General features: G+C 66.8%; 20 protein-coding genes. 12 read left to right on the forward strand and 8 right to left on the reverse strand.

From position 1 onward, the window contains the following. The first annotated feature begins 24 nt into the window (after positions 1–24). Positions 25–747, forward strand: a complete 723-nt coding sequence (locus JEY66_RS26535) for a response regulator (RefSeq protein WP_026192667.1) — start codon at positions 25–27, stop codon at positions 745–747. Further along, positions 744–2087: an ATP-binding protein gene (locus tag JEY66_RS26540; protein ID WP_018271215.1), complete on the forward strand. Its 1344-nt coding sequence runs from the start codon at positions 744–746 to the stop codon at positions 2085–2087. Before JEY66_RS26535 ends, JEY66_RS26540 begins: the two co-directional genes overlap by 4 nt. 53 nt (positions 2088–2140) lie before the next feature. Here the strand turns inward: JEY66_RS26540 and JEY66_RS26545 are convergent, their stop codons facing one another. After that, a complete protein-coding gene (locus JEY66_RS26545) occupies positions 2141–2608 on the reverse strand; it encodes a MarR family winged helix-turn-helix transcriptional regulator (RefSeq protein ID WP_018271214.1) in 468 nt (155 codons plus the stop codon). Between the two features lie 148 nt (positions 2609–2756). Between JEY66_RS26545 and JEY66_RS26550 the strand changes: the two genes are divergently transcribed. Next, entirely contained in the window at positions 2757–3158 is a 402-nt protein-coding gene (locus tag JEY66_RS26550; protein ID WP_018271213.1) for an Ohr family peroxiredoxin, read from the forward strand. 102 nt (positions 3159–3260) lie between these two features. Next, positions 3261–3665: a cupin domain-containing protein gene (locus JEY66_RS26555; RefSeq protein WP_041482817.1), complete on the forward strand. Its 405-nt coding sequence runs from the start codon at positions 3261–3263 to the stop codon at positions 3663–3665. Positions 3666–3716: 51 nt separating this feature from the next. Here JEY66_RS26555 and JEY66_RS26560 read toward each other — a convergent pair whose 3' ends face one another. Further along, positions 3717–5234 (reverse strand): MFS transporter, encoded by a 1518-nt coding sequence (locus tag JEY66_RS26560; RefSeq protein ID WP_026192665.1) that lies wholly within the window; start codon positions 5232–5234, stop codon positions 3717–3719. A gap of 214 nt (positions 5235–5448) precedes the next feature. Here JEY66_RS26560 and JEY66_RS26565 point away from each other — a divergent pair, with 214 nt between their 5' ends. Then, a complete protein-coding gene (locus JEY66_RS26565) occupies positions 5449–6357 on the forward strand; it encodes a LysR family transcriptional regulator (RefSeq protein WP_041482645.1) in 909 nt (302 codons plus the stop codon). Between the two features lie 21 nt (positions 6358–6378). Here JEY66_RS26565 and JEY66_RS26570 read toward each other — a convergent pair whose 3' ends face one another. Beyond that, positions 6379–7290, reverse strand: coding sequence for a LysR family transcriptional regulator (locus tag JEY66_RS26570; protein WP_018271209.1), 912 nt, complete (start codon positions 7288–7290; stop codon positions 6379–6381). A gap of 125 nt (positions 7291–7415) precedes the next feature. Here JEY66_RS26570 and JEY66_RS26575 point away from each other — a divergent pair, with 125 nt between their 5' ends. Further along, on the forward strand, positions 7416–8855 hold the full coding sequence (locus tag JEY66_RS26575) for an MFS transporter (RefSeq protein WP_198390631.1): 1440 nt from the start codon (positions 7416–7418) through the stop codon (positions 8853–8855). Between the two features lie 20 nt (positions 8856–8875). Here JEY66_RS26575 and JEY66_RS26580 read toward each other — a convergent pair whose 3' ends face one another. Both JEY66_RS26580 and JEY66_RS26585 read right to left on the reverse strand, forming a co-directional pair. Further along, a complete protein-coding gene (locus JEY66_RS26580) occupies positions 8876–10069 on the reverse strand; it encodes an MFS transporter (RefSeq protein ID WP_018271207.1) in 1194 nt (397 codons plus the stop codon). Beyond that, positions 10066–10965: a GNAT family N-acetyltransferase gene (locus JEY66_RS26585; RefSeq protein ID WP_244620792.1), complete on the reverse strand. Its 900-nt coding sequence runs from the start codon at positions 10963–10965 to the stop codon at positions 10066–10068. Before JEY66_RS26585 ends, JEY66_RS26580 begins: the two co-directional genes overlap by 4 nt. Here JEY66_RS26585 and JEY66_RS26590 point away from each other — a divergent pair. Further along, positions 10952–11851, forward strand: a complete 900-nt coding sequence (locus tag JEY66_RS26590; RefSeq protein ID WP_018271206.1) for a LysR family transcriptional regulator — start codon at positions 10952–10954, stop codon at positions 11849–11851. The genes JEY66_RS26585 and JEY66_RS26590 overlap by 14 nt on opposite strands. A 128-nt stretch (positions 11852–11979) precedes the next feature. Here the strand turns inward: JEY66_RS26590 and JEY66_RS26595 are convergent, their stop codons facing one another. Further along, positions 11980–12777 (reverse strand): DUF899 domain-containing protein, encoded by a 798-nt coding sequence (locus tag JEY66_RS26595; protein WP_018271205.1) that lies wholly within the window; start codon positions 12775–12777, stop codon positions 11980–11982. 217 nt (positions 12778–12994) lie between these two features. Between JEY66_RS26595 and JEY66_RS26600 the strand changes: the two genes are divergently transcribed. Both JEY66_RS26600 and JEY66_RS26605 read left to right on the forward strand, forming a co-directional pair. Next, positions 12995–13501: a MarR family winged helix-turn-helix transcriptional regulator gene (locus JEY66_RS26600; RefSeq protein ID WP_018271204.1), complete on the forward strand. Its 507-nt coding sequence runs from the start codon at positions 12995–12997 to the stop codon at positions 13499–13501. Continuing rightward, positions 13498–14358, forward strand: a complete 861-nt coding sequence (locus JEY66_RS26605; protein WP_018271203.1) for a DMT family transporter — start codon at positions 13498–13500, stop codon at positions 14356–14358. The genes JEY66_RS26600 and JEY66_RS26605 overlap by 4 nt, the downstream gene beginning before the upstream one ends. Positions 14359–14438: 80 nt before the next feature. Here the strand turns inward: JEY66_RS26605 and JEY66_RS26610 are convergent, their stop codons facing one another. After that, the gene (locus tag JEY66_RS26610) at positions 14439–15377 is read right to left on the reverse strand and encodes an MFS transporter (RefSeq protein ID WP_157183451.1); all 939 of its coding nucleotides are present in this window, start codon (positions 15375–15377) and stop codon (positions 14439–14441) included. Between the two features lie 218 nt (positions 15378–15595). Here JEY66_RS26610 and JEY66_RS26615 point away from each other — a divergent pair, with 218 nt between their 5' ends. The 3 genes from JEY66_RS26615 (at position 15596) to JEY66_RS26625 (ending at position 17668) form a co-directional block, all read left to right on the forward strand. Then, positions 15596–16063 carry a carboxymuconolactone decarboxylase family protein gene (locus JEY66_RS26615; protein WP_026192661.1) on the forward strand — a complete coding sequence of 156 codons (468 nt, stop codon included), beginning with the start codon at positions 15596–15598 and terminating at the stop codon, positions 16061–16063. A gap of 165 nt (positions 16064–16228) precedes the next feature. After that, entirely contained in the window at positions 16229–17101 is an 873-nt protein-coding gene (locus tag JEY66_RS26620) for a bifunctional helix-turn-helix transcriptional regulator/GNAT family N-acetyltransferase (protein ID WP_016845556.1), read from the forward strand. A 69-nt stretch (positions 17102–17170) separates the two neighbouring features. Further along, the gene (locus tag JEY66_RS26625) at positions 17171–17668 is read left to right on the forward strand and encodes a peptide deformylase (protein WP_016845557.1); all 498 of its coding nucleotides are present in this window, start codon (positions 17171–17173) and stop codon (positions 17666–17668) included. A gap of 124 nt (positions 17669–17792) precedes the next feature. Here the strand turns inward: JEY66_RS26625 and JEY66_RS26630 are convergent, their stop codons facing one another. After that, a complete protein-coding gene (locus JEY66_RS26630) occupies positions 17793–19058 on the reverse strand; it encodes a serine hydrolase domain-containing protein (RefSeq protein WP_018271202.1) in 1266 nt (421 codons plus the stop codon). Between the last annotated feature and the right edge of the window lie 121 nt (positions 19059–19179).

The raw sequence follows: 19179 nt of genomic DNA on the forward strand, positions 1-19179 counted from the left end.
ATGATGAGGACCCAGTCGCGGATCATGCTTGCAAACACTCCGAAGATCCTGATCGTCGAAGACGATCTGCAGACCAGAGACTTGATTGCCCGCTACCTGCGCGACCAATCCTGCCTGGTGGCCACCGCCTCGAACGGCAGGGAAATGGATCGTTACCTTGCCGGGCATTCGCTCGATCTCGTCGTCCTCGACCTGATGCTGCCCGGAGAGGATGGACTGACCCTGTGTCGCCGCCTGCGCGGCGACTCGACGATCCCGATCATCATGCTCACGGCAAAGGGCGAGGACCTCGACCGGATCCTCGGGCTCGAGATGGGCGCGGATGACTATCTCGCCAAGCCGTTCAATCCGCGCGAGCTGCTGGCGCGGATCAACGCCGTGCTGCGCCGCCAGGCCCAGGCCGGCCTTGCCGGGCGCTCGGGCCAGAGCGCCGCGCGCCTGCGCTTCCAGGACTGGACCATCGATCTTCGCCTGCGCGAATTGCGCGATCCCGACGGCGCCCAGGTCCCGTTGACGAGCGCGGAGTTCGACCTGCTCCAGGTGTTCTGCGAGCGTCCCGGCCGGATTCTGACGCGGGATGGCCTCCTGACCATGACGCGCAGCCGGCCGGCCAGTCCGTTCGGGCGCAGCATCGACGTGCTGGTCAGCCGGCTTCGCCGCAAGCTCGATACGAGCGAAGGATCGTCGGTGATCCGGACGGTGCGCACCGGCGGCTACATCTTCACGCCGCATGTGGAGGACGCATGAGCTGGACCCGCAGGATCGCCGCGCTTTTCAGCTTCCACCGGATCAGTGGCCAGATCGCCGCGCTGATCCTGCTTTCGCTGGTGCTTATCCATGCGCTGATCGGGCTCTATTTCGTCAGCCAGAAGCCGAGATCGTTTGCGGACAGGCCGGTCCATCAGTTCCAGCTGGTTGCCAGGCTTCTGAGCGAGGCCCCTGCGGCCGATCGCGCAACGCTGTTGCGCGCTGCCGATCGCGCCTTTCCCCGGCTGCACCTCACATTGCGCGACGCAGATCTGGGCTCGTCTGACGATGCTTCGTCCGAGGTACCTGGCGTCGACGATATCGACGAGTTTTCCTCGAAGACCGCGCCGGCGGCGGTTCGGTTGCCGGACGGAGCCCTGTTCGAAGCGACGATCGGCCCGACGAAAATGCCGCCGTTCTTCGGCGGGTTCTGGGTCAGCACGTTCCTGTTCCTGTTCGTCAGCGTCACGCTGCTCGGCGTGTGGGCCGGCCGCGCGCTCAGTGCGCCACTCTCCGCGTTTGCCCGCGCCGCCGAGAATTTCAGCATCAGCCAGGCCGCTGCGCCGCTGCCGGAGACCGGCCCGGAGGAAATCCGGGCCGCAGCGGTCGCGCTCAATCGCATGCGCGAACGCATCACCACGTTGATGAATGACCGCACGCGCATGCTCGCCGCCATCAGTCACGACTTGCGCACGCCGATCACCCGGCTGCGGCTCAGGTCCGAATACATCGAAAACGATGCCCAGCGCGCGGAGACCCTGCATGACCTCGACCAGATGCAGGCCATGCTGGAATCCGTGCTGTCATTCCTGAGCGGCGGCAGCGCGGCGAAGCCGACGCTCGTGAACGTCGCCGCGCTGCTGCAGACGATCTGCGAGCAATTCTCCGATTGCGGTCACGTCGTGCGCTACCAGGGCCCGGTCAGGGCTTCGTTCCTGATCCGCCCGAGCGAGATCAGCCGCACCGTGACCAATTTGGTGGAGAACGCCCTGAGGTTCGGCAGCGAAGTCGATATCCTGCTTACCGCGTCAGCCGATCAGGTCACGATCGATGTCTCGGACGACGGTCCGGGGATTCCAGAGCACTGCCGGGCCGAAATGCTGAAGCCGTTCGTCCGCGGCGACGAAGCCCGCACCATGGACGAGACAAGCGGCTTCGGGCTTGGCCTTTCGATCGCGCAGGCCATGGTGTGCGGACATGGCGGCGAGCTGTCGCTGCACGACAACACGCCGCACGGCCTTCTTGTCCGCATCAAATTGCCAGGGCCCGTGCACCTCGGATCGGATCGAAGCGGGGCGAGCGCGTCTCGATCCGTGCTTCCTGAACTCGTGTCCGGCTAGAGCAAGATTCAGAAGCGCTTGCCCCTGCCACCCGGCCGCTTTGGCCGGCAGGATCAGCCCTTCTTCGGATCGGCGCGCGTGTTGCGCAGCAGATTGTCGCGCAGCCTCGCAACGGTCTTCTGCACGACGGGAAATTCGTCGCCGAGCCCGGTGGCTTCGACCAGGGACACATTGATGTCCTTGTCGAGCAGGCGTCGGCCGGCCGGCGTCAGGCTCACGCGAACCTGCCGCTCGTCGGCGGGATCTCTGACGCGGCTGATGTAGCCGCTCTGCTCCAGCTTCTTAAGGATCGGAGTCAGCGTGTTGGATTCCAGAAACAGCTTCTCGCCGAGCGCGCTGACGGTCTGCTCGTCCGCCTCCGACAGCGCCACCATGGCGATGTACTGGGTGTAGGTCAGGCCGATCGCATCCAGGATCGGCTTGTAGGCGCGGCCGAAGGCCAGATTGGCCGAATAGACCGCAAAGCACAGAAAATTCGAGAGTTTTCGGCCTCTGGTCTCGGCTTTGGAAGAGCGGGTCACGGGCGTCTCCGGAGTTTGTGATGTCCCGGTGCATATAAATCGTATCCGATTAAATCGGAAGTGCTTGACACGATCAAGCCCGAGACCTATTTCGAGGCGTACACGATTAGATCGGATACGATCTACATTCATCCAAAAGGAGCTCGCCATGACCGCCAATGCACAGGTTCTCGTCACCGGAAAGACCCACGTCACCGCCGGCCCGAACGGCGCCGCCCGCTCGCGCGACGGCTTTCTCGACGTCAAGCTGCCGCAGCCGCACCCCGCCGCGGAAAACCTGTTCGCGGCCGCCTGGTCGGCCTGCTACATCGGCGCGATCCAGCTCGCCGCCGGTCAGCGCAAGGTCAAGCTCGCGAGCGAGCCCGAGGTCGACGCCGAGATCGATCTGAACCAGGCCGGCAGCGACTACTTCCTGAGCGCCCGCCTCAACGTCCACGTCCCCGGCGTCGAGCGCGAGATTGCGCAGGAGCTGATCGAAGCCGCGCACGGCATCTGCCCCTACTCCAAGGCGGTTCACGGCAACATCGCCGTCACGACCACCCTCGTCTGAAACGAACGCATGACGATCTCCGACGCGGGCCGGCCGCTTGCCGGCTCGCGATCGGACAAGGTCAGCAAGCAAATCCTGGAGTTCAAGATGACCAGCAAGCTGATGAAGGCGACGCGCCTCCTCGCAAGGACGGCCTTGTTCACCGCAAGCCTCCTGACAATTCCGAGCGCACAGGCGCAGCAGCCGGCCGGCTTCGCGCGAACCGACCTGCAGCGCCACGACCTCAGCACCTCCGGGCGTGAAGCCGTGCAGGTGCGTGTCGACATCGCGCCGGGCAAGGCATTCGGCCGCCATACGCATCCGGGTGAAGAAATCATCTATGTGCTCGCCGGCACGCTCGAATACGACGTCGACGGCAGGCCGCCGGCGAGGCTGAAGGCCGGCGACGTGCTGTTCATTCCCGCCGGCACGGTCCATGCGGCGAGGAATGTCGGCGACGTCACTGCCAGCGAGCTTGCGACCTACATCGTCGAGAAGGACAAGCCGCTGCTGACCCTCGTAAAGTGACCGATCCCGCCTGCCCGCCCCTGCGTCTGGGCAGGCACGGCGACATCGTGCTCACTTCGTGCCGTGAGCCTCGGCCTGCCGCACCGGCCGCGCGTTGAAGATCAGGAAGCTGAGCGCGGCCATAATCCACACCCCGATGCCGCCATAGAGCATCACCCAGCCGAAGCCGCTCGCCAGTGCCTGATGCACGACCGGGCCGGTCAGCTCCGGCGCGGATGCGATGTCGCCGGCCGCGATCCGCTCGGCGATTGCCCGGAGTTGCACGCCGTCCAGCGCGGGCAGCACCGCCTTCAAATGCGCCAGCACACCGCTTGCCAGGATAAAGCCCATCAGCGCGATGTTGACTGACAGCGAAACCATTCGCGCGCTCATGTCGATGCCCGAGGCCATGCCGGCGCGGTCGCTCGAGACCGAGCCGGTCGTCGTGTTGGTGACCGGAGTGTTGGTGATGCCAAGACCAATTCCGGCGAGCAGGCAGCCCGGCAGCATCGTCACCCAGTCCGGCTGCGCGGCGGCGCTGCCGAATTTCATCAGCATGAATCCGGCGCCGATCGTGAACAGCCCCACCGGAATGATCAGGCCCGGCTGATAGCGCAGCGACAAGCGTTCGGCGAACGGCGGCATCACCAGCGTCGGCAGCGTGTAGGCAAGCAGCGCAAGACCCGCGGACACGCTGTCATAGCCGAGGCCGGCATGAAACCAGATCGGCAGGTAGATCATGAACGGCCAGTAGCTGAGGTTCATCGCCGCCGAGCCGACGATCGAGCCGGAGAAAGCTGGAATCCGAAACACTGAAAAGTCGAACATCGGCCGCCGGCTGATCTTCTCGGCAACCAGGAACGCGATGAAGCTCCCGGCGGAGACGCCGAGGATCGCAAGCCCCTTCGGACTGACGAAGCCGAGATCCGGACCCTGCGTGATGTAGAAGGCGAGGCAGAACACGGCGAGCGACATCGTCACGATACCGGCGACGTCGAGGCTGCTCGCCTTCGGATCCTTCGATTCATGCACGCCGCCAATCGTGAGCACGAACGCAACGGCCGCGAACAGCACGTGGACGAGGAACACCCACTCCCAGCTCAGCGCCGCGACGACGGCGCCGCCGATGATCGGGCCGAAGCCGAGACCGATGCCGAAGATGACGCCCCACCAGCCCCAGGCGACGGCGCGCACCCGGCCGCCCTGGAACTCGTGCGAGAGCACGGCGATCTGGCAGATCAGGAGCGCGCCGCCGCTCAGGCCCTGCAGGAACCGGGCGACAATCAGCATTTCCACGCTCGAGGCGACGCCGCAGATCAGCGAGGTGACGCCGAACGCCGCGATCGCGACCAGGAAGATGCGCTTGCGTCCATAGCGGTCCGCCACCGTCCCGATCGCCATCAGCACCGTGGTGACCGCGATCGTGTAGGCGTTCATGATCCATTGCAGCGCCTTGAAGTCGGCATGCAGCACCCGCTCCAGCGTCGGCAGGATCGCGGGGATGCTGGAAATCTCCAATCCGAACATCAGGCAGGCAAGGCATACGGCGGACAGCACGACAGCGCCGCGGCGGCTCAGTTCAGTAGACATGATCAAGCCTTTTGTTGTGGCAAGCCAACGGAGTACCGCACGCTGTTGCCAGGGTGCTGGCAGCAGCGTCGGTCGATCGACTCACGATGTATTGAGGCAGCAGCGGCAGGAATCGGGTGGCCGCAGCGCTTCACAGCGCAAAGCTAGTCATGGCTTGAGCATTGGTGAATTGGATGACTAGATATTTCAGAGACAACAAATCCGGATGACTGACATGACCACGCTCGACGTCGACGCCGTGAAGACATTCGTGACCATCGCCGATCTCAAGAGCTTTACCCGCGCCGCCGAAACGCTCGGCACCACGCAGGGCGCGATCAGCGTCAAGCTGAAGCGGCTGGAACGCCAGCTCGGCCACAGGCTGATCGAACGGACACCGCGCCTGGTGCGCCTGTCGGCGCAGGGCGCGGCTTTCCTCGCCCCTGCGCAGGAATTGCTCGCCGCGCATGATCGCGCCATCGCGGCGTTGTCGCCGGTGCGTCCGCGTCGCTTCTCGCTCGGCATCGCCACCCATGTCGGAGGCGCGGAGGTCCCGACCTTGCTGGCGCGGCTGCATGCGCACGACCCGACGCTCACCATCGAAGTCCGGCTCGAGGACTCCCGCGACCTGCTCGATGCCTTCGATCGCGGCGAGATCGACGCCGCCATCGTCCGCCGCGAGGACGACCGCCGCGACGGCGAGATGCTGGCGACGGATCACTATGGCTGGTTCGCCACGCCGGACTTCGTCCATCGCGCGGGCGAGCCACTGCGGCTCGCCGCCTCCTCGCCGTCCTGCGGCGTGCTCAACATCGCGACGCGCGCGCTGGCGGCGGCGGGCATCCCGTGGACGGAAAGCCTCCTTGGCTGCGGGTCCTTTGCCGTCGCCGATGCGGTCGCCGCAGGCCTCGCGACTTCGGTGTTCTCCCGCCGGCTCGCCCCGGCCGGGACGATCGAGGTCAGCCGGCGGCTCGGCCTGCCTGCGCTACCGCCGTCCGAGATCATGCTGCTGTCGGCGCTGTCAGATGCAAAGTCACGCGCGGTCCTGAAGACGATCGTTGGCGCCTTTCGCGAGCACCATCGGATGCCTGCGAGCCGCGCGGCAGAGGAAATCCATACCGTCACGGAAGTTGTCGGCTCCTGAGCGATCTGCGCGCCGGCCCGCCTAGCGGCGCGTGCCTCCGGCACGCTTTCCCTCGAACAGCGCACGCTCCGAGGTGAGCGCGTTGGCGAGAAAATCGAGTGTCGCGCGGATGCGCGCGGTGCGCTTGAGATCGTCATGGGTCAATAGCCACAGCGCCGAGCGCGGCTCCGCGAGGGCTTTCGGCGTCAGGCGGCGCAGCGTGGGCGCGAGATCGCCCACATAGCACGGCAGCAGGGCAAGCCCCAGTCCCGCTGCCGCAGCATCGCGCAGCGCCGGAAGCGCGTCGACCCGGCAGGTGATCCGCGCCGAACGCAGGTTCTCGCGCATCCAGCCGGCGACGACGGTCCCCGCCAGCGCATCGTCGAGCCCGATCCAGTCGTGCACAGACAGATCCCTGTCACTGCGGCGGGCGAGATAAGCGCGCGATCCGTAGACCGCATGGGCAATATCGGCAACGCGTCGCCCGACCAGCAGTTCGGATGGTGCCGGTGTCGGGCGGATCGCGATCTCGGCCTCGCGGCGCGTCAGGTTCGCCATCGCATTCGAGATGATGATCTCCGGCTGGATCTCCGGATGCGCGGCGCGCATCGCCGGCAGATGCCGCATCAGCACCGCGCCGAGCGTGTCCGTCGTCGTGATCCGCACCGGCCCCGACGGCCTGAGGTCCCGTCCCGCCAGCTTGCGCTCGAGCGCAAGCACTTCGTCCTCGAGCCGGGCCGCCGACGCCGCCGCGATCTCGCCGGCCGGTGTCGGCGCGTAACCGTCGCGGAAGCGCTCGAACAGGCGGGTTCCGATCGCGTCCTCGATCGTGCCGAGGCGGCGAAACACGGTGGAATGCGTGACGCCGAGCTGGCGCGCCGCCCCCGAGAGGCTGCCTTCCCGCGCGACCGCGAGGACAAGGCGAAGGTCATTCCAGTCAAGCGGGCTGTTCATTTTTGCAAACTCAATTGGCAGAGTTGGCGAATACCTTATCACGGACAAACAGGCCATCTTTCCGAAAAGTTCGGCCGACGGGCGCACCTCGTGTGCCGCGCCGGCAAACGCAGGGGAGCCGGCAGGTGACGAGCGAGACCACCGAGACGTTGCAATTGCACGCCGCGCGGCCGGCGACGGTCGACCCGCGGCGATGGCTGGCGCTGCCGGTGCTGCTCACCGGCGCCTTCCTGCCGATCCTCGATTTCAATGTCGTCAACCTCGCGCTCCCCGCCATTCGCGACAATCTCGGCGCCAGCCCAAGCGAGGTGCAGTTCGTGATCTCGGCCTATGCCGCGACCTACGCCGTGTTCCTGATCACCGGCGGCCGGCTCGGCGACCTCTTGGGGCGGCGGCAGATGTTCCTGACCGGCGTCGCCGGCTTCACGATCGCATCCGTGCTGTGCGGCATAGCGTGGTCACCGGCCATGCTGGTCGCCGGGCGGATCCTGCAGGGCCTCACCGCCACCGTGATGGCGCCGCAGGTGCTCGCCTCGATCCGCGTGCTGTTTCCGGCGGCCGAACAGGGCCGCGCACTCGGCTTCTATGGCGCGACCTTCGGCCTTGCCAATATCTGCGGCCAGCTGCTGGGCGGCGTGCTCGTGTCGGCGCATCCGTTCGGACTGGCCTGGCAGGCGATCTTCCTGATCAACCTGCCGATCGGCCTCGCCGCCTTCGTCGGCGGCCTGCTGTACCTCGCCGACTCGCGCGCTGCGCACGCGCAGCGGCTCGACGTCGGCGGCGTCATTCTGCTGTCGCTCACGCTCGGCCTTCTGGTCTATCCGCTGATCGAGGGCCGGGAATCCGGCTGGCCTGTCTGGATCGTCGCGATGCTGCTGGCCTCTCCTCTGATGCTCGCCGGCTTCGTCCGCTTCGAGGCTCGCCTCGAAGCACGTGGCGGCGATCCGCTGGTCGCGCTGCATCTGCTGCGCAACAGCGATTTCGTGATCGGGCTGCTGATGGCGCTGGCCTTCTACATGCTGTCGTCGTTCTATTTGACCTTTGCGGTCTACCTGCAAAGTGGCCTGCACCAATCTCCGCTGGAAGCCGGCCTCGCCACCCTGCCCTTTGCCGCCGGCTTCTTCGTCAGTTCGCTGGTGTCGTCGCTGGTGATGCAATGGCTCGGTCCGCGCACGCTGACGCTGGGCTTTGCGCTCCAGGTCACAGGCTTCGGTGTCGTGATGCTGTCGGTCGGCGGCGCGCTTCCGCAAAGCCTGGAATTCGGCCTGATCTGCGGCGGGCTCGGCTTCGGCACCGTGATGCCCTCGGTGATCAAGGCCGTGATCGGCAGCATCGATCCGCGCCATGCCGGGCTGGCATCGGGCATGATGATCTCGACCTTCCAGATCGGCGCGGCGCTCGGCGTCGCGGTGATCGGCGGCGTCTTCTACAGCCTGCTCGGGCCGCATCCGCGGGCCGACGATTACGCGCACGCCTTCACGATCGCGCTCGGCTGCAACGTCGCGCTGCTGGCGCTCGGCGGCTGGCTGTCGCTGTGGCTGCCGCGCGAGCCGGCGGCGGGTTGAGATCGACACCGCCGACACGGCTATTGCTTTGCGGCCGCGAGCGGCGGCGGAAACAGCAGCTTGAGCAGGATGGCGGCAAGCAGTGTCATCAGGGCAAGCCCGATCGAGAGATAAAGCGCGCTCGCATCGCCGAACCGGTCGATCACGATGGCATAGATCAGCGGCGCCCCCGCCGGCAGGATGAAGCTCGGGACAATGAGCCGGCCGACCAGCGTACCATAGCTGCGGTGATCGAACAGGATCAACGGCAGCGTTCCCCTGGTGATGGTCAGAATGCCGTTGCAGGCGCCGTAGAGCAGCGCGAACGCGATCCCCATCTCCCGCGCTGATCCGCTGAACAGGCCGGCGACGAAGGAGAGCGGCATGATCAGGCAGGCCATCAGGTTGAGCCCGAGCGGATCGATCCGTCCGCCGAACAGGACTTCGCAGAGACGCGCGGCGGATTGTCCGATCCCCCGCAGCGTTGCGATCCACACCGCAACGGTGATGGTGAGCCCGAGGCCGGTGAGCACCGCGATCATGTGCGCGGACATGCCGGCGTTCAGGAAGTTCGCGCCGGTCATGATCACGGCATAGAGCCCGCTGGCCGCCGCAAGCTGCCGCCGCCCCACCGCGCGCGGTTGCCTTGATGCTGCCGCAGCAGAGCCCGGCGCGCCGGCAAATCGCTGGTTCGGAATCAGCAGATGCAGCGGGATCGTCAATAGCGCGATGCCGGCATAGGTCAGCACGGCGATGCGCCAGCCGAAATGGTCCGAGAGCATATGGCCGAACGGCCAGAACACGGTGGCGGCCAAGCCACCAAGCAAGGTGATCCCGGACATCGCGCGGCGCGCCTCCGGCCCGCCGATCCGGGCCAGCGCCGCGAAGGCGGCATCGTACAGCGTCAGCCGCATGCCGAGGCCAAGAACGATCCAGGACACGAAATAGCTACCGATCTGGTGCGAGACCGCGAGACCGGCGCAGCCGAGCGCGTTGATGACGGCGCCCGCGACCATGACCTGCCGGCCACCGCTTCTGTCCACCCACCTGCCCGCAAGGGGCGACGCCACCCCCATCACCAACAGCGCCGCGGCAAATCCGCCGTAGACGATGTCGCGGCTCCAGCCAAGATCCGCGGCGATCTGCTCGCCGAAGCCGCCGATCAGATAGTAGGTCGCGCCCCACGAGATCAGTTGAGCCAGCCCGAGGGCAATCACGACCCGGCGTGCGATCACCGGGCCGTTTCCTTGTCTGACGGCAGCGTGGAAGCGCCCGGCCCGAGCGGCCGCTGCATCAGCACGGTGTCGACCCATTGCCCGAGCTTGAAGCCCACCGACCTCAGCGTCCCGACCATTTCGAAGCCCATGCGACGGTGCAGCGCGATCGATCCGGCGTTGCCGCTGTTACCGATCACGGCGATCATTTGCCGCCAGGGTCCCGCCTCCGACCGTTCGATCAGCGCCCGCAGCAGCGCCGCCCCGACGCGACGGCCGCGCAGGGCTTCCGACACGTAGACCGAGTCTTCAATGGTGTTGCGATAGGCCGGCCGCGGCCGGTACGCTGTCGCGTAGGAATAGCCAGCCACTCGTCCGTCGATATCGGCCACGAGATACGGCAGCCCCGCGGCCAGCACGGCGGCACGGCGCCCGAGCATCTCGTCGAGTGTCGGCGGCACTTCCTCGAAGGTCGCCAGCCCGTTGAGCACGTGGTGCGCGTAGATGCGCTGCACCTCCGCCATGTCGACCTCTGTGGCGTCGCGGATCACGGTATCTTCGTTGTCGCTCATCCTTCCCTCGTGTTGCGGCATCATGGCTGTGCTTCGACGGCGCGTCGGTGCATGCTGCAGGCACCACGGGCTCATCTCGACATCGCTGCGCGACAGTCCGATATCCGCCAGCAGGCGATCGTCGAGCTCGCGCAGCGCCTGCCGGCGGCGGATGCGCGAATCTGGCGAGACCGCAAGATAGCGCCCCAACTCGACGATGACACCGCCAATGGACTTGAGGCCGGACAATGCCTGCTCCCGGTCTGCCGAAGCCGTCGCTTGCCGGACTATGCGCCGCGGCGTTATATAAGTGAAGCTTTGAAAGCTTATGCGCGGCATAAGAGATACTTTGATGAAGAACCTCAACCTCGATTATCTCGAAAGCTTCGCTGTCGTGATCGACTGCGGCAGCTTCTCGGCGGCGGCCGAGCGGCTGCAACTCACGCAGCCCGCGGTGAGCCTGCAGGTGCGCCAGCTCGAGCGCAGCCTGAATGCGACCTTGATCGAGCGGGTCGGACGCAAGGCCAGACCGACCGCCGCCGGCGTCGCGCTGCTCTCGCACGCGCATCAGATCAATGCGGCGGTGGCATCGGCGGTCGACGCCGTTGCACAGCAGACGACCGGAACGGCAGGCCGCGTGCGCCTCGGCACCGGTGCGACCGCCTGCATCTTCCTGCTGCCGCCGATCCTGAAGGAGCTGCGCGCCGCGCTGCCCTCGCTGGAGATCACGGTCACGACCGGCAACACCGCGGAGATCGCCCGGGCGGTCGAGGACAACACCATCGACATCGCGCTTGTCACGCTGCCGGTGTCGGGGCGCAGCTTCGAGATCACGCCAGTCGTGAACGACGAGTTCGTGCTGATCGCGCCCCGCGACATGAAACTGCCGGCGCGGATCACCCCGGAAGTGCTGGCGACGAGGCCCGTGCTGCTGTTCGAGCCGGGCGGCAACACCCGGCGCACCGCGGACGAGTGGCTGGCGCGCGGCGGCGTGTCGCTGAAGCCGCTGATGTCGCTCGGCAGCGTCGAGGCGATCAAGGAGATGGTGCGCGCCGGGCTAGGCTGCGCGGTGCTGCCCGGCATGGCCGTTCCCGCCAGCACCAAGCAGCGCGACCTGATCGTCCGGTCGCTGTCACCAAAGCTCTACCGCCGGCTCGCGGTGGTGATCCGCCGCGACAAGCGCCTCGATCGGGGGCTGCGGCAGACCTTGTCGGCGCTGAAGGGGCTCTCGGCCAAGGACAATGGCCGCTAGAGCGTCGAGCGAAGCGGACGTCGGTTCGCGTCGGGAAAGCAGGCAAGACAAGAAGCGAAAGCTTCGGTTCTGATTCAATCAAAACCGAAGCTCTCGGAGCACGCCGCGCGTTCGCCCTGCTCCACCCCTTACGTCGCCTTGCGCTCCTGCTCCGCGATCTTGCGGAACGCGGCCTCGCCGGCATCGGTCACCGCCGCCCATTTTGCGTTCGGCGTGGCCTCGGCGTCGTAATTGTCGTGCCAGTTCCACCATTTGTAGGTCGGGCCCTGCGGATAACCCTTCGGCGAGTCCTCCCAGAGTTCCTGGCGACCGAGCGGCGTGATGTCGAGATAGCTCCACACCGTACCCATCGCTTCGTCGCCGCGGCTGTTGACGAGATAGGTGCGGAAGATCCGCTCGCCGTCGCGGATGAACACGTTGTGGCCGTGCCACTCGGCGACGCCGAAGTCGGCGTCAAAACTGTCGGTGATCGTGTACCATGGCATGTCCCACTCCATCCGCGCCTTCAGACGCGCGATGTCGGCCTGCGGCGCGCGCGAAGCGTAAGCGAGCGTGGTGTCGCGCTGGTTCAGATGGGAGAGATGACTGACCTGATCGGCGCCGAGCGAACAGCCGCGGCAGCCGTGATCCGGCCAGCCGAACACGCCGGGCTCGAAGAAGGCGCGGTAGACGATCAGCTGCCGGCGCCCCTCGAACAGGTCGAGCAAGGTCGCCTTGCCGTTCGGTCCTTCGAAGACATACGGCTTCTCGACCGCCATCCAGGGCATTCGCCGCCGCTCTGCCGCTAGCGCGTCGCGTGCCCGCACCTGGGCCTTTTCCTTCACCAGCATCTCCAGGCGTGCCGCCTCCCACGCCTCCCGCGACACCACCGGCGCTGTCTGCATCGCCGCCAGTCCGCCGCGATCGTTTTCAGCTGATTTATTCATGATGGTCTCTCCATCTCCGATTTGGACGAACTCCGGGACCCCAGCGCGGTTCCATCGCCGCCCGCCGTTCGCCGTTGGTCATGCCCCAATCTGGCGCCGCGGCAGCAGTGAGCGGGAGTGACAAGTGTGTCGGGATTTTCACGCATGCGATCCGGCACGCAACCTGTCTTTGCGATATGCTTGCACTTTGCAATTATCTGTGCGAACCTCTCACCCCATGAAACAGACCGCGCCTGCGTCCGACGATGGGCTGAAGCTCAGTGCCTGGCTGCCCTACCGACTGTTCGTGGTCGCGGCACAGGTCGCCCGACCGCTCGAGCGCTTCTACGGCGAGACGTTCGGATTGAGCCAGGCCGGCTGGCGCATCCTCGCCGTCATCGCCGAGCGCGACGCCGCTAACGCCTCCGAGATCGGCCGCGCCTGCGCGCTCGACCCGTTTGCGGTCAGTCGCGGCATCGGCCAACTCGTCGAGCTCGGCTTCGCGGTGCGGCGCTCGGGCAGGACCGACCGGCGCTTCGCCGCCGTCAGCATTACCCGCAGCGGCCGGGCCGCGTTCAACCGGATCGCCACACTCGGCAGCGCGATCGAGGCGCGGTTGCTGGCGCGGCTGTCAGAGACCGAACGCGTCACGCTCGATTCCGCCCTCGCCCGGCTTGAGGGAGAAAGCGCGCGGATCGATGCCGACGGCTGGCGCGCACTGCGCGATGACGCCGGCACGCCATGACAGTCCTCCTGTTCGTGCTGACCGCGCTGCTCTGGGGCGGCGGCGCGCTGGCAACGGCGATGCAGGCCGGCGCGACGCCCGCGCCGTGGTCGGTCGCGCTGCGCATGGTGCTCGCGGGCGTCATCCTGCTCGGCTACGGCCGGCTGCGCGGCGTGCCGTTCGCGATCCCGCGAAAGGACCGGCCGGCGGTCGCGTTGCAGGGCCTGCTGTTCTTCGCCATTGCCTTCATCGCCTTTTATGAGGCGACCGCACGGATGCCGAGCGGGCTTGCGGCACTCGTCCTGTCGACATCGTCGCTGTTCGCGGCCGTGATCGCGCGCGCCGCACTCGGCGTTCCGATCTCCTCCGGCTTCGTATCGGGCGCGCTGTGCGGCATCCTTGGCCTCGCGATCATCTTCCTGCCCGGCGCCGCCGCGCACGGCGCCGTGCCGCTTGCGGGTTTCGCCTGGGCGCTCACTGCGGCCATCGCAACCGGCGCCGGGACAACGGTCGGTGCGCGCAACCAGCGCGCCGGACTGCCTGTCGTCTCGGTGCTCGGCTGGGGGGCGTTCGTCGGCGCCGCCGCGAGCGCGCTCTGGGCCGTCGCGACCGGCACGCCGTTTGCCGCCGACATCTCGCTCTCCTACGTGGCGAGCTTCCTCTATCTTGCGATTGCCGCCTCCTGCATCACCTTCATGCTCTATTTCGAGCTGGTGCGCCGGCTCGGTCCCGGGCGCGCGGCCTATACGCTCGCGCTGGTGCCGCTCGTCGCGCTGGTGCTGTCCGCGCTGTTCGAGCACCTTGCGCTGGGCTGGCCGGTGCTCGCCGGCGCCGCCACGATCCTTGCCGGCAACGTGCTGGTGCTGGCGCGCGCCTAGACCATTCCGCGGTCGGCGCGCAGCTCGCGGGTGCAAACGGCTGGCCGACGGCGCCATGCCGCAGCCGCCGGGCGAGCAGACTAATGCCCGCGAGGACCAGGAACACTGCGAAGTAGCCGACGGTCGCAGCGATCAAGCCAGCCAGCGGCTGGTGTGATCAGCGTCGCGACATCGTAGGCGGCATCGAACAGTCCGATGCCGGACGCAATCTGCGTTACGGGAACGGCGCGCACCACCGGAAGCGCCAGCAGCGGATACGTCATCGACATGCCGCAGCCCGCGACGATCACACCCGCAATGGCGGTCTGCTCGTCGGGGGCGAGGCCCAGGATCAGCATGCCGCCCGCCAGGGCCGCGAGCGCAAGCAGTATCGGACGCGGCCCCGTGGCGCGATCGCACACGCCGCTGAACACGGGTCGGGCCAGCGCAAACGCCGCCAAGAATGCGAACAGCGCGATCGAGCCGCCCTGCCAGCCGCGATGCAGGAACGCGAGGACGACAAAGCTGGTTGTGCCGATGTAGCTCATCACGGCGAGGCCGAAGGCCAGCGTCGGTCGCCAGATTGCCCCGAGGATCGCCGTCAGCGGCACGGTCGCCGCACCGTGCGGCGATGGTGCGCTCCGTTGCGCGATCAGCACGAGCGGAAGCCCGCCGAGCGGCACGAGCATCGTGATGGCGGCCGCGACCAGGAAGCTGTCCAGAGGAAGCTGCGGCGGCAACCGCGTGGTGAGGAGATGCGCGATGTCTCCCGCAAGCCCTCCCAGCAGCGCACCGGCCGAAATGCCGGCGAAGAACAACAGCCCGACCCATGACATCGCCCTGCCCCGCTGCGCCGGTCCAGCGAGGATCACCGCCCAGGCGGTGCCGCCGGAAAACAGGAAGACCTGGCCGATGCCCATCGCAACGCGGCCTGTCACCCCTGCCGGATCCTTCGCAATGGGAAACAGACCTGCTGCAAGAGCTCCGGCAAGCGGCGAGCGATCTCGCGCCCCAGTAGCACCGCGGATGATCGCGATCATCGCGTCATTCCACTCGCAACAACGCGCAGGATGACCGCGCGTGCCCACCGGCCTTCCGGCCAAGAAGGTCAGAACGCTGGCCGACGAGACCATCCGCCTGATCGCCGGCTGCCTGCAATGGCAGCCCCTGCGCGGCAGATAAAAATATCGGCCCGGCATGTCACATTCGCCGTTCCTCGTTCGTCATGATGTCGTCAACTAACGCAAGGAAACCGACCATGACTGTCAGACTTGATCCCCTCGCCGCCGCGCCCAAGATCATGAAGATCTGGTTCGAGGCGTCGGTCGCGATCGCCTCCAGCCTCGAGCCGAAGCTCGCCGAGCTCGTGAAGATCCGTGCCTCGCAGATCAACGGCTGCGCCAATTGCATCAATTTGCACACGACATTCGCCCGCGATGAGGGTGAGACCGAGCAGCGCATCTACCTGCTGTCGGCCTGGCGCGAAGCGCCCTGCTACACCGATCGCGAGCGCGCGGCGCTCGGCTGGACCGAGGCCCTGACGCGGATCTGCGAGCAGCATACCCATGTCGCGGCCTACGAGACGCTGAAGGGGCATTTCACGCCGGAGGAGCAGGTCAAGGTGACCCTGCTGATCAACATCATCAACGGTTGGAACCGGATCGCGGTCGGCTTTGGCGGCTTCGTCGATCCGCAAGTGATCAAGGCCAGGATGGCCGCCGCGTGACCGCGGAAATGGCGCGAGACGATGCAGCGGCCGACTTCGCGCCGCTGCGTCCCGGGCTGATGTGCGTCGCCTGTCGCATGGTATCTGCACCAGGCGGCAGGGCTCCATTCGGTCCGGAACGCCGGCCGATTGACGCGGCGACGATATCTGACTAAAGTCAGATATATGCTCGACCCCGTTTCCCGCGTCCGCCGCTTCAACCGTGCCGTGACCTCCGCGGTCGGCGCGCTCGACACCTCGTTCCTCGGGCGCGGCCGGCCGCTCGGCGCGGCGCGCGTGCTGAACGCGATCGGGCATGGCCGCGCCGATGTCGGCGAGATCAGGGATTATCTCGGCCTCGATTCCGGCCTGATGAGCCGCCTGCTGCGCAGCCTCGAGGACGAGGAACTGATCGAGACCACGGCGCATGGCGAGGATGCGCGCCGCCGCATCGCACGGCTGACGGCGGCGGGCAAGCGCGAGTTCAACGCCTATGAGGCGATCTCCAACCGGCAGGCCAAGGACTTTCTCGCCCACCACACCCAACGCGAGGCGCTGCTGGCAGCGATGGACCTGATCGCCTCGGCGCTCGGCCGCGACGGCACCGCCCTCGACGAGATGGATCCGCGCAGCGACGAGGCGCGCTATTGCCTCGGCGAATATTACGCCGAGCTCGCGCGGCGGTTCGAGAAGGGCTTTGACGTCAAGCTGTCGCGCGACCCCGAGGCCAAGGACATGGTGCGCCCACGCGGCAGCTTCATCGTGGCGATGTCGGACGGGCTGCCGATCGGCTGCGTCGGGCTGAAGGGCAGCAGCAGCGGGTTCGCCGAGATCAAGCGGCTCTGGGTCGCACCTGGCGCGCGCGGCCTCGGCCTCGGCCGCCGCCTGATGGACGCGGCTGAACGCGCCGCGCGCGAACTCGGCATCGCGGTGTTGCGGCTCGACACCAACAGCGCGCTGCCGGAAGCCGGCCAGCTCTATCGCAGGACGGGCTGGACCGAGATCCCGCGCTTCAACGACGACCCCTATCCCGATCTGTTCTTCGAAAAGCATCTCTGAACGGCGCGCCGCATGCGGCGCCCGCATCGGCATGTTGTCCGGCGCGATGCACTGGCCTAAGACTCGGGCATGACCATTCGCCCCATCGTGCGCTATCCCGATCCGCGCCTTGCACTGCCCGCCGAGCCGGTGACCATGTTCGACGACGCGCTACGCGAACTGACGCAGGACCTGCTCGAGACCATGCATGCGGCGCCGGGCATCGGCATCACCGCGCCGCATATCGGCGTATCCCTGCGCGTCGTGGTGCTCGAGCTCGATGCCCGCGAGGGGCCGCGGACCTATGTCAATCCGGAGATCATCCAGACCTCGCCCGAGATGATCCTGCACAAGGAGGGCAGCGTCTCGATGCCCGGGGTCAATGACGAGGTCGAACGCCATGCGCGGGTCCGCATCCGCTATCAGGATCTCGACGGCAACATGCAGACCGAGGAATCCGACGGCCTGCGCGCGGTGTGCCATCAGCACGAGATCGATCAGCTCGACGGCATGTTCTGGATCAGGCGGTTGTCCCGCATCAAGCGGGAGCGCCTGATCAAGCGATACGACAAAATCTCGCGGACGTGATCGTAGCCCGCATGAGCGAAGCGACATGCGGGACAAGCCGCGATCAGCAGACGGAAAGGCCCCGGATATCGCTGCGCTCATCCGGGCTACGCGTCTTGCGCGGGCGGACCGACCTGCCTTTGTTCTACCCTCCCGCCATCAAATCCTTGGCCAGCGCCATGTAAGCCGGCAGCGTCACAGGGTCGTTGGCCGCGTTGCCGGCACCCGGGTGCGAGGCGTAGCGCGCGATCACCATCTCGGCCTTCGGATCGATATAGAGGCCCTGGCCATATACGCCGCGTGCCATGAAGGCGCCGTGCGCATTGTGCGTCACCCACCATTGATTGCGGTAGGAGGCGCCCGGCAGTGTGATGTAGCCAGCCGGCTTGAATTTCCCGGGATCGCCGCCGCGCGCGATGTCCTCGACCACTTGAGACGGCACGATCTGGCGGCCGTTGAAGCGGCCGTGGTTGCGGATCGTCTCGCCGAAGCGGGCAAGGTCGCGCAGCGTCGTCGACAATCCGCCGCCGCCGCTTTCGGTGCCGATGCGATCGACGTGATAATGCGCATCCTCCTCGGCACCCATCGGCGCCCAGATCCGCTCGGAGAGCAGGTCCGACAAGGTCATGCCGCTGGCACGGCGGCAGATCCAGGCCAGCACGTCGGTGTTGACGGTCTTGTAGGCGAACGCCTTGCCGTGCTCGCCCTGCTTCTGCTGCGCGCAGAGGAAATCGAAGATATTGGTCGCGCCCTCATAGCCCGGCTCGATCGGCGCCATGCCGTTGGCGCGCCGAAGCCCCCACACGTCGGAATTCTTGTCGGTGTAGACCTCGGTGTATTTGAGGCCGGTGGTCATATCCATGGCCTCGTGCACGCGGGCATCGCCGAACGCGCTTGCCTTCAGCTCCGGCACGTAATCGGTGATCGGCGCCTGCGGATCGATCTTGCCCTCGGCGATCAGGATGCCGGCGAGCGTGCCGGTGAACGATTTGGTCACCGACATCGCGATGTGCGGCTTGTGCGGCTTCAACGCGCCGAAATAGCGCTCGTAGATCAGCTTGCCCCGGTGCAGCACGGCAATGCCGTCGGCATAGGTTTCCTCGAGCATGCGCGCGAAGGTCATCGGACGGCCGTCCATCGTCACCGATGCCGACGCGCCGATATCATGGTCTTCGCGCGGCAGCACCGACGCCGGCCCTGCCCCGCGCCAGACATTCACGGTCGGCACCAGCTGGCGGATGTTGCTCCAGGCCCAGCGCAATTCGGGGAAGCTGCGGAACGAGCCGTTCTGGAAGGTGATGGTCCGGTCCTGCGGCGGCGGAAAGCCCTGCATCCAGCCAAGCGTTCGCGGATCGGATTCGGCGGCGGTGAGATTTTGCTGTTGATTGGCGGCGGCGGCTGCGACGGACATCAGGGCTGGCTCCAGAGCTGCGAATGTGAATTTCGTATCACGCGATAGCACCAGGCACATCCCGCGTTTGCGCCGGGGTGACCGTCGCGGCGAGCGCACGCCGCAACGCGAAGGGCCGCGC

It is taken from the genome of Bradyrhizobium elkanii USDA 76 (genome assembly GCF_023278185.1).
Lineage (GTDB): Bacteria > Pseudomonadota > Alphaproteobacteria > Rhizobiales > Xanthobacteraceae > Bradyrhizobium > Bradyrhizobium elkanii.